Origin of the sequence: Thalassotalea sp. SU-HH00458 (assembly GCF_040362795.1) — a bacterium.
GTDB classification, from domain to species: domain Bacteria; phylum Pseudomonadota; class Gammaproteobacteria; order Enterobacterales; family Alteromonadaceae; genus Thalassotalea_H; species Thalassotalea_H castellviae.
Genome location: NZ_BAABWW010000001.1, coordinates 643,462 through 655,807 on the forward strand (window position 1 = coordinate 643,462; position 12,346 = coordinate 655,807).

The following is a 12,346-nucleotide window of genomic DNA, read 5'->3' on the forward strand; positions in this document are numbered from 1 at the left end:
CGTTTACTCATTCCGAACAAAAATTTCAACTAGATGGATAAATGTCGGCTTGGATCAATCAAGGGATTCTCCTCTTTCCTAGATTCAGGTTATAATCTCTTTTATCTAACGACTTAATTTTGAAGAAGAATCATGAAAGCAGGCATTATCGGTGCAATGGAGCCAGAAGTTGCAATTTTAAAAGCACAATTAGTAGATGCAACAACCAAACAACTCGGCGGTTATACATTTTATCAAGGACAATTAGCGGGCAATGACGTCGTGATTGTTCAATCAGGTATTGGAAAAGTTGCTGCTGCTTTAGCAACCGCTTTTTTAATTCATGAATTTAACCCTGATTATGTGGTAAATACTGGCTCTGCCGGTGGGTTTGAACAATCGTTGAAAGTTGGAGATATCGTGATCAGCTCTGAAGTCAGATATCACGATGTTGATGTAACGGCGTTTGGTTATGAGATAGGTCAACTGCCTGCTAACCCTGCTGCGTATATACCTCATCCAATGTTAGTCGAGGCCGCAAAATCGGGTATTGCACAATTAAATAACATTCAAACACTGATTGGTTTAATCACCACTGGCGATACTTTTATGACTAAAGATGATGACATTGCCAAAGCTCGAAAAAACTTCCCAACCATGGCAGCGGTTGAAATGGAAGGCGCGGCCATTGCCCAAACTTGTCATCAATTAAACACGCCATTTGTCGTGATTCGTTCGATGTCAGATATAGCAGGCAAAGAATCACCCACGTCATTTGAAGCTTACTTAGAAACGGCTTCGGTAAATTCATCACAGTTAGTGCTGAATATGTTAACTAGTTTACAAGATAAGACCTTGTCTTAATCTTTGAGTCTTGCATGATTGAAGTTTATGACACCTTACCTCAAATTGCGCAATATATTCTTGTGTTATTTGGGGTGGTGTTTTGTAAACTTTTATTCAATATAATATCCCCTTCATTGACTCAACAATCAGCATTTAGTTTTTATCGCTTTTATTGTCAGCAACTTGCCGAAAAAGTCAATAAAGATAAAAACAGTGATTCGCAACGAAACATTGCGGGTTTTATTGCCACCGTGATCACCATAACGCCTTTAATTGTTATTGTTTGGTTATTTGAGGAATTTATTGCTGTGCCAGTAATTTGGCAAGCGTTGCTTTTATTTACTACATTGGGAAGTTTTAACTTAAATAACCTAGGTAAAACCGTAGCCACTCAACTTAACGCACAAGATAAATACCAAGCAAAACAAACTTTATCACCTTGGCTGTCACGTGATGCCGAGCAATTATCACCTATTGGTATCAGTAAAGCTTGCATTGAAATGCTGCTTTTGAGAAAAATACAACAACAATTTGCCATCGGCTTTTTCTTTATATTTATAGGACCATTAGCGGCATTAAGCTTTCGTTTACTGCTAGAAACGCACTACAGTTGGAACTTAAAACATCATCAGTTTCGATTTTTTGGTCGCTTTATCGCTAAAATAACCAACTTATTACAATGGCTACCCAGCAGATTGTTTTTCTTGTTATTGATTTTAACTTCGATGAATCAAAATAGTTTATTATTTTGGCGACTTGTTAAACGATCATTTTTCACTAATAACAACAGTATTGTCATCGCATATTTAGCTTATATATTGGGAATAAAACTAGGCGGTGTTGCTATGTATAGTAAAAATAAGCTTCGCCGAGAGTCGTTCAATGATCAAGGACAACAACCACAAGCAAAAGATATTATCGCCACGATAAAACAGCTTAATTTGGTGATGACCTTAGCCATAGGAATATTAATTTCAATCGTCATTGTTATTGCTATACTCGTAAAACAATCAACTTAAACATGTTTAAGGTTAATACTAATGAAACTGCAACTCACTTTTATTCTGCTCGTTTGTTTTTCTCTATTTAGTCATGCTAATAAGATCAGTAACATCTCACAGCAACAATTACTCAGTTTACAACATGCTGCAAAAGCGCCAGAATTTATCGTCCTTGATGTGCGCAGTAAGGAAGAATTTAACGCGGGTCATATAAAAGGCGCTTTGAATATAAGCCATGACTCTATAGAACAGCATTTAGATAAATTATCGGGTTACCAAGATAAAACAGTGGTAGTGCATTGTCGCTCAGGCAGAAGGGCTGAAATTGCTGAAGCAACATTGCAAGCAAACGGTTTTACTCAACTAAAACATTTAACCGGCGATTATAAAGCGTGGGAAAGTGCTGACTTGCCTTTAGTAAAAGAATAAAAATGTTTGAATTATTGCGCTGGTTAGATTTATTTGGCGTGATCGTATTCGCTCTTTCTGGCGCATTAATGGCTGGCCGATATAAACTTGACCCGTTTGGTGTTGTTGTTTTGTCGGCTGTCACTGCGGTTGGTGGCGGTACAATACGCGATGTTATTTTAGATACCACCGTTTTTTGGGTGGCCGATCCTATTTACTTATTCGTTATCTTAATGACGGCCATATTAACGATATTAATCATACGTCGACCCAAACGAATTCCTAAACGATTTTTATTGATTGCTGATGCTTTTGGCTTAGCATTATTTGCCGTTTTAGGAACACAAAAATCCTTAGACTTAGGCGCACCAATACCGGTCGCTATAGTTATGGGAACCATTACAGGTGTTGCAGGAGGAATGATCAGAGACGTGCTCTGTAATGTGATACCTATGATTTTAAGACAAGAAATTTATGCTTTAGCAGCAATGCTAGGTGGCTGTTTATTTGTGGTTTTTCATACGTTTGGTTTATCTGAAAATGTCTCAACGATTTGTGCGATTGTTGGTGCCTTAAAATTAAGATTAGCGGCAATTTATTGGCAAGTATCGTTACCAGCTTTTCATATTTCAGAAAAAGAACAGTAACAAAGAACGAGTCGAATAGAAGAAGTAGGCAGCTAAAAGCGACACAGAAAAATTAGGCTTCAATTCCCCAACCATCGTTATAACCATTAAATTTAGCGGCGATTTGTTCAAGTTGAGCTTCTTGTGCAACAATAGCATCGTAATCAGGTAACATATTAATGGTACAATCTAAGTCCCAAACATTAGGAATTTCATCAGGATGAATACTTAATTGCATATCTGGCGCTTTCTCTTTTAACAATTGAGCCATGGCTTCTGCTTGTTCTTTTTGCTCAAACAATTGAAAAAAGACAACTGGGTGGACAATCGTTAAATCAACACCTGCTGCCTGCATTTCTGTTAAAACTTGGCCTGTATCATCGTTTGGAAAAGTCATAAAAAATTACCTTATTAAATTCAGCGCCATTATAAACATCAAAATCAAAGTATGATAGTTAAGACGTTAATTACTTCCTGCAAGTGTGCAAAAATTATCAACACATACGGCTTTATTTACATCACTATGATGTTCACAATGACCAATGACGGTTTTGTCTCGCTTTGCTTTTTTTAATTGTGAAGCCCCAATGACATTGACCGCAACCTGACAGCTCAAATCAACAAAATCAATCTCAACAACTCGACATTGCTCATTCGAAACACAAGTGAGGTTTTGCGCAACTATCGCTAAATTAACCGATTTTTTTGGCTCATCATTTACAGTGTTAAGCGTTACAATTTCAGTAGCAGCAATGCTTGAATGATTATTTTCTTGTTGTTGCTTTTTTATTTCAAGCTGACGATTATATGCTTCATGCTGCTTTTCATTTTCATGCAGTAATACCCCAAAGCCGAAAAGAATAATAAAAAAAATCGACAAAACTAACAATGCGATATATAGCCATTTCATCATTTCAATATCCCTTTTAGCGACTATAGTAACGCTAATGGTACGGTTTTCATCATAATACGAATGGCATGTTGAATTTTATCTTGTACTTCTTGACTATTATCTTTCGGTCTAATTTTTAGTGGATAAACACTACGCCAAACGGACCGTTTGTCTTGCTGATCAACAATATCGAGCACTAAACTACCTGGTGACAATTGCCATGACTTTCTATCTTGAACCGCTAAACCTGAGTGTAAGCACGGATCGCAATATTTCACTCCTTGGTTATATTTGTTCAAGCCTTGCTTATCTTGTATTAAATGATAGCCAATAATGACATCCGCTTTATCATTAGTCTGATAAAGCAAACCTTTGCTGTCAAAGCTTCGTTCAATTGCAGTTTCAATGTTATTTCGTGTTGCGTAACTGATGTTTTGAGACTCGCCAAACTCTGAATTTCGAGAATAAGTACTATAAGATTGAATATCAGAAAAGTTAAAGTTACTTTTAAATTTAGCCGTCGCTGGAGGCTGACTTGAACAGCCAAAAAGTATCAAAACACTTATAGCAAGGGCCAAAGGTATTTGTTTTATCATAAAGAGTTAGCAAACCTAGTAACATTGATGCTATTTAGCCTACCTTAGCCACTAAATAATTCAACCATTTCAGTATGAGATAAAAGGGCACTTACATTAATACCGATAAATCAATGTCTTGAAAGCTTAATACCTTACCTCCGTATGCTTTGGCAAATTGTTGGGCATCTCGCTGTTTACTAAAGCTTGCGAGGGTTTTCCCCATTGCTCCTGTTTTTTCAGAGCCCGCGACAAACCAAGCGGTTTTAGCGTCGATAAAATAATTATCATTAGGCGAATCCCACGGAGATTTACTCATATCATGTACATATAAAGTAGTGACATTACGCTTATTCTCCGGATCAAGATAAAAGCTAAACATATCGCGGGTTGAGCAAAATTTATGTACTTTTTTTCCTTGTTCTGCGGTCACTCCTTTGCGAAATAACTCTCCTTTTGGCCCAGCAAAGTGGGCAATTAACATCCCGCATAAATGACATTCATCGGCGGATTCTATCGCTGCAGCTTGATGAATAGTCTGATGGCCATCTTCATGCTTAGAACAAGCGGTCAACAATGTCACAACAAGCAAACAGCTCATTAATTTTGATAATGATTTCATAGTTTTCATTCTTTCTAACTTAAGATTAAAGTGTTTTTTTCATAAAAATAAAATTAGCACCCGCTAGAGGTAACATCACCCAAGCAAAGAGCACGAAAAATAATTGCCCTTGAGTTAAACTCGACTTAATAGCTATGGCTAGCACGCCATTTACATCACTACTGTCAAGGCCCGCTAAATTGACTAATCTGAAAATATCGGATGGACTAAACATCATAATTTGCGTTAATCCTTGCTGACTAACCCCCTGCTCTACTCCCACAAGTAATGCTAACAAGGCAAGGTCAAACACGAGAGCAAAGAAAAACCAAATCAGTAAGGCAATACCTGCCGCTTTAGATTTTTCATTTACCGTTAAACTGATAACATAAGCTATGGCAGTAAAGCTTAAGCCAAGTAAAACGGCACTAGCAATAAAGGTACTGAATAAACGAACTACTTCAAGATCCTTCACTTGTAGGTATAAAATCAGTGCTGAAGCACCAAAACCTAACAAAGTAGCTAAGGCTATAATGCCACCTTGTCCGATAAATTTACCGAGCAATAATTGCGTTTTACTCAGCGGATAAGTTAATAATAAAAGTAAGGTGCCGCTTTCCTGCTCACCAACAAAGCTGTCATAACTTAATAACAAGGCAATTAATGGGATCAAAAAAACGGCTAAACTTGCCAAGCTCGCAATAGTGGTAGACAGTGAAGTCACCCCTACTTCTCCCGATGCAACGCCGCCAAAATACGTTAAACCTATCGATAAAACGGCAAAAACAATGGTAATTGAAATGAGCCAACGGTTTCGTAAACCATCAAAAAATTCTTTCCCTGCAACGGCTAATATCTGATTCATACTAAGCTCCTGTGCTTAAATTTTTGACTTTACTATCGCTTTTATTTTGCTGTAAATAATATTGGTAAACCTGTTCTAAGTTGGCTTTATCCACATCAATATCATCAATAGTTTCAAACGCTAACAAGTAACGTAACATCGCGACTTTATCTTGCTCTGGTACCATTAATACTGAATCGCTGTCACCACTTTCTAGGAATTTCAGTAAATGTGCGTCTTGTCGAAGAGCGCCATTTAATCCATGAGGTGTTATTTTTATTGGTAAATTCGCTTGTCGACGTAATTCAGCTAATGTGCCAATCGCTAACATATTTCCTGACGAGAGTATCATTGCTCTATCAATATGTTGTTCAACTCCCGGTAAAACATGAGAGCATAAAATAACGCTTGAACCTTGGCTCTTTAATTGATCAACTGTTCGATAAAAATCGGCAGTTGCAATGGGATCTAATCCGACAGTCGGTTCATCAAGCAATAATAATTTAGGTTTACCAATAAATGCTTGAGCTAACCCTAAGCGTTGTCTCATACCTTTTGAAAAGGTTTTAACCGGCTTTTTCATCGCATGGACAACACCGACTTGCTCTAATAATTCAATCGCATGCTGCTTCGCCGGTTTAGGATAAAAACCTTTTAATCGAGCAAAATAAGTTAACACTTCTAAGCCGGTTAAATGCTCATAAAAACTGACGTTTTCAGGTAAGTAGCCAATTTGTTCACGCATGTGCCATGCGGCTTTAGAGTCAGGTGCAACTCCCATGACATTGACTTCACCATGACTTGGCGAAATAACCCCTAAGATCAATTTCATCATTGTGGTTTTACCTGCACCATTGTGACCAAACAGACCTAACACTTCACCTTGATTCAATTGCATATCAATCGAATTCAACGCGGTTAATTTTGCATATTGCTTGCCTACATTTGATAGGCTAATGATTGGAGAAGTTGACATTAATGCACGTCCTTAACATTGAGTTGTACAAGGCTTAATTCAATGTTTGAATTTTCTGCAGATTGGCTTGCATGAGGCGATTTCATCAGCGGGAAGCTATCTTTGACCCCTGATGGTTTTAAAATAGGAAATTGCCTTTGTACCCACCGTAAAATGATCACAGCAGGACTATCCATTAGTATCTTCATTTCTGGATATTGCCACACTAGTTTATCGATACCATCATTAGGCTCAAAAACGACATCACCTATTTTATCGTTATTCATATCCCACCCTAAGTAGTTACTCCAATAGTTACCAACCCCCTCTTGGCTCCATTCTTGGTTTTTATTGGAAACATATTTCACTTGTGTTGGGTTATCGATAAAACTATTGGCATACACTTTTGTATGTTCAGATCCTGCAGTTAAATGTATACCGATTTCCGTTGTATCTATCACATTGCCATAAATCGAGTTATAGGCAGAATTATAAACAAACAAGCCTTTGCCATCTCGGCCTAATACTTTGTTTTCTGGTTTAGTCCAAACATTTTTAATGTAATTATTACTAATGGTTGATGACGTAATAAAGTTCATTAAAAAACCATAATCTTCACTATCAAGCGTGCTATTACCATCAACAATTAAATTTCGAGAACTCATTAAGGCATAACCAGCTCTCGTGTTATAGGCCAAATTGTTAAGCACTTTGTTACTGTGTGAATACATATAATGAATACCGTAACGTAAATCGTGCAGGGTGTTATTTTCCAACACATTGTCTTGGCTGGAAATAATATATAGGCCATCTCGCGTGTGAAAAACTTCGTTATCTCTCACCTCAACATTTTTAACAATAGAAAGTTGAATCCCATTACCTCGATCTGCTGAACGTAAGGCTAAATTCCCTTCAATTGTATTATTAATTACATGAATTGATTCCCCTTTTTGTAACCAAATACCAAAACCATCGCCTTTAAGGTAATTGTTTTGGATCACCAGATGACTGGCTTTTTCATCAGAATATATGCCGGAATGTTGTTCGGTTAAATCACTGCCCCAATTTTCAATGGTTAAATTTTCAATCGAGATATGAGAATTTTTCAGCAATATCGCGTGACCATCTCCTTGGGCATCTATAATCGCTTTTTGCTGATCGTCAGGGGTAGTTGTTAAATGAATAGCCCGATAAATAACAAAATTTCCTCGATATCGACCGGCAGACAATATCAGGGTGTCACCATCATTGGCGTTATCAATCATCTCCTGTAAGTTATCACTTGGTAACACCATGACTTCACTTGCGTAAGCTTGATTAATTGATATTGGCATACCACTAAACAGCGCAATAATCAGGAGGAGTTGGGCATATTTACATATCATAAATTTACAGCTCTTCTATCACGTAGAAAAAGCATAACACCGATTAAATGTTATGCTTTTGATCTCAGTTAATAAACGTGCTGTTTTTAGGTTTCAACAAACATTCTTCCACGCATTTCCATATGTAATGCATGACAAAACCAATTACAGTAATACCATTGAACGCCGGGTTTATTGGCGGTAAAGGTAATTGACGCAGTTGCTTGCGGACCAATCTCCATCTGAACACCATGATTTGTCATACAGAAACCATGAGTTACATCTTCAACTTGATCCAGATTAGTAACAATAACAGTGACTTCATTGCCTAATTTCACATTGAATGACTCCATACCGTAGGTAGGAGCAATGGAAGTCATGTATACACGAACTTTATTACCATCACGGATCACTTTGTTTTCGGTATACACATCGACACCATCACGTTTTGCTTGAGCGATGGTTTCGGCGAACATCACATCATCTCTTGGCCAGATTTTCAGCGGTTTCATTTTACTGCGATGAACAATCATACAATCATGCGGTTCGGCATAGGTAGGTCCATCATGCACTAACTTCATTTCATCACCTGAAATATCAATTAACTGATCATTTTCCGGACGTAATGGACCAACAGGTAAAAATCTGTCTTTAGAGAACTTACATAAGGCGATTAACCATTTACCATCAGCATCTCGCGTTTCACCGGCCGAAGTATGGTTATGACCTGGTTGATAATGTACATCGAGTTTTTGACGAATATAATTCACTTTTTTACCGTTATGGGCATCAATAGCATCTTGCACATTCCATTTGGCAATTTGGCTATCAAGGAATAACGTGGTATATGCATTACCTTTATTATCAAACGCGGTATGAAGAGGACCTAAACCTAACTCAGGCTCAGCAACAATGGTATCACGAGGTTTGATGCTATTTGAAAATAAGGCATCTAATTTGTTAATAGCGATCACCGATACTGTCGGTGATAGTTTACCATTCGCAACAAAATATTCGCCATTTGGCGAGGTATTCATACCATGTGGAGATTTAGGGACAGGAATATAACGGGTTAATTCAGAGCCCTTGGTTCCATCAAGTACAGGCACATTATTACCATTATAGGTTTTAAATTTACCGGCTTTTAGCGCCGCTTCACAGCGTGCAAGGCTAAATACAACAACATGGTCACGCTCAGACGAGATCATATCTCCTAAATTCATGCCCATTTCTGAATTATAACAAGTAGAAGCGAAATATTTTCCATCGTAATCAGCGTCAGTATTATCTAAATTACCGTCCACCATGACTTGGAAAGCGATTTCCATTTTCTCAGCATCAATGACGTTAAATAACGAACGATACGTGCTGACATCTTTCATGCCGCCTTTTCCGTCATTATTCATCGGAATTTCGAATTCACCGTTACAAATTACGTATTTGGTATAAGGCACTTTTTGTACCCGTAATCCGTGTATTGCTTGTACATTAGGAATGGTGATCATTTTGTCACATTTCATAATGTCACAACGAATACGAGCTACCCGAGAATTAGCTTTATCATTGATGAAAACATATTTACCATTATATCGGCCATCCGTCATACTCATATGTGGGTGATGCGAATCCCCTGCATGTAAGTGCGCACTATCACCTTTAATTCGTTTACTTTCATCGGTTAATCCCCAACCAGTAGCACTATCGGTATTAAATACCGGAATACGCATTAACTCACGCATAGATGGCACGCCCATTATTCGTACTTCACCTGAGTGACCACCACTCCAAAAACCGTAATATTCATCTAAATCACCTGGGCCAACATGTGGACTATTCGCCGCTTCACTTCTTTGCGCTTGTGCCATAGATGAAAACATAGCAGCGGTCATAGGAGCAGCAATAGCGCCAGCACCAATTAAAGCTGTTTTACCAAAAAATTTACGTCTATCTTCACTTTCTAGCTCAACATTATTTGAGCTTTTATCTTCATTACTCATACTCTTCCCCAGTTATTTTATCTATAAAATTTTTAACGTAAGTCACTTAAGCGACATTGACAGTTTCTATTTCGTTTTCTTTAAAGCGGTTCTTTTTACGTGCTAATTTTTTCAATGGAGGACATTTTTCTTCATTAAAGTAAGTGACTTGGCAATCCAAACAGTAATGACATTCACGCATATTAATTTCGCCATCAGGATGAATAGCTTGAATTTCACATTCTTTGGCGCATGTTTTACAAGGTTGACCGCATTCTGGTCGACGACGTAGCCAACTAAATAATCGAACACTATTACTGGTCGATAACGCCGCCCCTAATGGACATAAATACCGACAGAAAAATTTACGATTAAATATATTGATGATAAGTAAAGCTGATGCGTATAAAACAAACGGCCATTCACGATCAAATTTCAATAAGAAAGTCGTTTTAAACGGTTCTATTTCGGCGAATTGTTCAGCCAACGCCAATGACTCCATTGATAACCCGAACAAGCCAAGCAGAATTAAATATTTAATGGCCCATAAACGTTCGTGCACAGCCCAAGGCAATTCAAATTGTGGAATTTTTATATAACGCGCAAAAATATTTAACAATTCTTGCAAAGCGCCAAATGGACACAACCATCCACAATAAACAGCACGTCCCCATAAAATCATGGTTACTGCTGCGGCACACCATAAGATAAAAATAATAGGGTCGAGTAAGAACAAGTCCCATGAAAAGTCCGTCATAAAGGCTTGTAAGAAGGTAAAGACATTTACAACAGATAATTGTCCGCCCCAAGACCAACCGATAAAAACAACAGTGACAATAAGAAACGCATGTCTAAAGTTATGCATAAAGGTAGGATGTCGAACCAAAATATCCTGAAAAAACAAACTCATCACGACAATAGAAAGCAAGATCACTAAAATGATCACCTCAGTATTTTTTTCTTGCCATACTTGCTGAGTCAGGGTTAATTCTGGTTCTGGTATTATAACGGCTGGGCGATCAACATAATGATCTAAGGTATGATAATCCCCCTTAAAACTGGTGAATAAGCTATCGACCGCGCCTAATTGACGTCTGACGAGTAATTCAAGCTGCCAATCTACACCGGGGTTAAACTCATGTTGAGCTCGGACAATGAATAACGACATCTCTTTGAAAAGCGGCGCACCTTCAAGATAAAGGTCAGTAACACGATTGTGATCCAAGTCACGAAAAGCAAAAGCATCACCATTTTGCAAAATTTGAATACGATCGAAAATCCCACCTCGAACATAGCCAGAGCCTTTAAAAGAATAACCATTGCCTAATAAAATAATGGCGTGTTCGTTTGGCTTTAAACTGCTCATAAGCCATTGATATTCAGCATCCCCTAACAAGTTTCGTCCAACCGTTGGAATATTGGCTTGCGCAAAATAGATATCAGCAAACATATCTTCTTTTTGATCGGCATTGGCTTTATCAATATGTTCAGCCGCTGTACCGACAAAAGCTTCATCAACCATTTTTCTATTCAAGGTTAATCGTCGAATAGAGCCATCACCAATAAGCGTTTGCCATGAAGACTCTTGGTAAACATCAGGGTAAATGGTTGACATAGGTTGGATAATTTCTTGGCTAGCACTAATAATCCCCAGCGAACGCGCCACTTTAGTGGCCGATTTGGTAATCGCCACATTCATTACCATGACAGTTACGGTAGCACCTGATAAACCATCAATATGAATGATATTTTCTTGCTGGTTGTTACCACCAACTTTTAAGCGATCACTCACTGATAAACCATCATATTGCTCTGCAAAGGCATGTAACTTACTCTCAGGAATACCAGCAAGAATAATAGGTTCATGGTGCTCAAGTACTTTAGCGCCGAGGTAAACCCCTTGGGGGTTGATGGCAACTAACATATTTACTGGTTCACCTGAATAGGCAGGAATTTTGGCAATATCATTGGTTTCAAAAGCATAACCAATAATTTCACTGTCTTGATAGATAGTCCAAACTAAGGGGTCGCCAGTTTTCTCACTAATATGGGTTAAATTTGGAAATATTTCATGGATCAGTGGAATAGGATCTTTAGGAGGGCTAACGAATAAGGCGTTGGCAGACATACTAGTGCACAACAAAGCAGCCGCAAGCAGAAAAATATAAACAACACATTGTAGATTTCTTTGAATATTAATCATGAACTCTTACTACGTAGCACTGCAGTTGAAGCATCAACTGCGACAATATGTCGCACATAATACGTAAGCGTCGTGA

The 12,346-nt window shown here is 38.0% G+C and carries 13 protein-coding genes; 4 read left to right on the forward strand and 9 right to left on the reverse strand.

The features are described from left to right. Positions 1–132 precede the first annotated feature (132 nt). Genes mtnN through ABXH06_RS02815 form a run of 4 tightly spaced genes read left to right on the forward strand, consistent with a single transcriptional unit; the run spans position 133 to position 2,881 of the window. On the forward strand, positions 133–843 hold the full coding sequence (gene mtnN, locus ABXH06_RS02800) for a 5'-methylthioadenosine/S-adenosylhomocysteine nucleosidase (RefSeq protein WP_353517205.1): 711 nt from the start codon (positions 133–135) through the stop codon (positions 841–843). A gap of 14 nt (positions 844–857) precedes the next feature. Beyond that, entirely contained in the window at positions 858–1,844 is a 987-nt protein-coding gene (locus ABXH06_RS02805) for a cobalamin biosynthesis protein CobD/CbiB (RefSeq protein ID WP_353517206.1), read from the forward strand. 21 nt (positions 1,845–1,865) lie between these two features. Further along, complete coding sequence (locus ABXH06_RS02810) at positions 1,866–2,255, forward strand: rhodanese-like domain-containing protein (protein WP_353517207.1); 390 nt, start codon at positions 1,866–1,868, stop codon at positions 2,253–2,255. Positions 2,256–2,257: 2 nt separating this feature from the next. Continuing rightward, the gene (locus ABXH06_RS02815) at positions 2,258–2,881 is read left to right on the forward strand and encodes a trimeric intracellular cation channel family protein (protein WP_353517208.1); all 624 of its coding nucleotides are present in this window, start codon (positions 2,258–2,260) and stop codon (positions 2,879–2,881) included. Between the two features lie 52 nt (positions 2,882–2,933). Here ABXH06_RS02815 and ABXH06_RS02820 read toward each other — a convergent pair whose 3' ends face one another. The 9 genes from ABXH06_RS02820 to nosR form a co-directional block, all read right to left on the reverse strand. Next, positions 2,934–3,257 carry a ribonuclease E inhibitor RraB gene (locus ABXH06_RS02820; protein ID WP_311578797.1) on the reverse strand — a complete coding sequence of 108 codons (324 nt, stop codon included), beginning with the start codon at positions 3,255–3,257 and terminating at the stop codon, positions 2,934–2,936. A 66-nt stretch (positions 3,258–3,323) separates the two neighbouring features. After that, on the reverse strand, positions 3,324–3,773 hold the full coding sequence (locus ABXH06_RS02825) for a hypothetical protein (RefSeq protein WP_353517209.1): 450 nt from the start codon (positions 3,771–3,773) through the stop codon (positions 3,324–3,326). A 20-nt stretch (positions 3,774–3,793) separates the two neighbouring features. Then, positions 3,794–4,348 carry a DUF4136 domain-containing protein gene (locus ABXH06_RS02830; RefSeq protein WP_353517210.1) on the reverse strand — a complete coding sequence of 185 codons (555 nt, stop codon included), beginning with the start codon at positions 4,346–4,348 and terminating at the stop codon, positions 3,794–3,796. A gap of 91 nt (positions 4,349–4,439) precedes the next feature. Further along, the gene (locus ABXH06_RS02835; RefSeq protein ID WP_311578809.1) at positions 4,440–4,949 is read right to left on the reverse strand and encodes a nitrous oxide reductase accessory protein NosL; all 510 of its coding nucleotides are present in this window, start codon (positions 4,947–4,949) and stop codon (positions 4,440–4,442) included. 25 nt (positions 4,950–4,974) lie between these two features. After that, complete coding sequence (locus ABXH06_RS02840) at positions 4,975–5,793, reverse strand: ABC transporter permease (RefSeq protein ID WP_353517211.1); 819 nt, start codon at positions 5,791–5,793, stop codon at positions 4,975–4,977. Between the two features lies 1 nt (position 5,794). Then, the gene (locus ABXH06_RS02845) at positions 5,795–6,748 is read right to left on the reverse strand and encodes an ABC transporter ATP-binding protein (RefSeq protein ID WP_353517212.1); all 954 of its coding nucleotides are present in this window, start codon (positions 6,746–6,748) and stop codon (positions 5,795–5,797) included. Next, on the reverse strand, positions 6,748–8,112 hold the full coding sequence (locus tag ABXH06_RS02850; RefSeq protein WP_503012475.1) for a nitrous oxide reductase family maturation protein NosD: 1,365 nt from the start codon (positions 8,110–8,112) through the stop codon (positions 6,748–6,750). Before ABXH06_RS02850 ends, ABXH06_RS02845 begins: the two co-directional genes overlap by 1 nt. Before the next feature lie 86 nt (positions 8,113–8,198). After that, positions 8,199–10,088 carry a TAT-dependent nitrous-oxide reductase gene (nosZ, locus tag ABXH06_RS02855; RefSeq protein ID WP_353517213.1) on the reverse strand — a complete coding sequence of 630 codons (1,890 nt, stop codon included), beginning with the start codon at positions 10,086–10,088 and terminating at the stop codon, positions 8,199–8,201. 46 nt (positions 10,089–10,134) lie between these two features. After that, a complete protein-coding gene (nosR, locus tag ABXH06_RS02860; RefSeq protein ID WP_503012476.1) occupies positions 10,135–12,270 on the reverse strand; it encodes a transcriptional regulator NosR in 2,136 nt (711 codons plus the stop codon). Positions 12,271–12,346 lie beyond the last annotated feature (76 nt).

Coding starts and splice junctions, on each gene's coding strand:
- mtnN (WP_353517205.1), top strand. CDS start 133: ATGAAAGCAGGCATTATCGGTGCAATGGAGCCAGAAGTTGCAATTTTA.
- ABXH06_RS02805 (WP_353517206.1), top strand. CDS start 858: ATGATTGAAGTTTATGACACCTTACCTCAAATTGCGCAATATATTCTT.
- ABXH06_RS02810 (WP_353517207.1), top strand. CDS start 1,866: ATGAAACTGCAACTCACTTTTATTCTGCTCGTTTGTTTTTCTCTATTT.
- ABXH06_RS02815 (WP_353517208.1), top strand. CDS start 2,258: ATGTTTGAATTATTGCGCTGGTTAGATTTATTTGGCGTGATCGTATTC.
- ABXH06_RS02820 (WP_311578797.1), bottom strand. CDS start 3,257: ATGACTTTTCCAAACGATGATACAGGCCAAGTTTTAACAGAAATGCAG.
- ABXH06_RS02825 (WP_353517209.1), bottom strand. CDS start 3,773: ATGATGAAATGGCTATATATCGCATTGTTAGTTTTGTCGATTTTTTTT.
- ABXH06_RS02830 (WP_353517210.1), bottom strand. CDS start 4,348: ATGATAAAACAAATACCTTTGGCCCTTGCTATAAGTGTTTTGATACTT.
- ABXH06_RS02835 (WP_311578809.1), bottom strand. CDS start 4,949: ATGAAATCATTATCAAAATTAATGAGCTGTTTGCTTGTTGTGACATTG.
- ABXH06_RS02840 (WP_353517211.1), bottom strand. CDS start 5,793: ATGAATCAGATATTAGCCGTTGCAGGGAAAGAATTTTTTGATGGTTTA.
- ABXH06_RS02845 (WP_353517212.1), bottom strand. CDS start 6,748: ATGTCAACTTCTCCAATCATTAGCCTATCAAATGTAGGCAAGCAATAT.
- ABXH06_RS02850 (WP_503012475.1), bottom strand. CDS start 8,112: ATGATATGTAAATATGCCCAACTCCTCCTGATTATTGCGCTGTTTAGT.
- nosZ (WP_353517213.1), bottom strand. CDS start 10,088: ATGAGTAATGAAGATAAAAGCTCAAATAATGTTGAGCTAGAAAGTGAA.
- nosR (WP_503012476.1), bottom strand. CDS start 12,270: ATGATTAATATTCAAAGAAATCTACAATGTGTTGTTTATATTTTTCTG.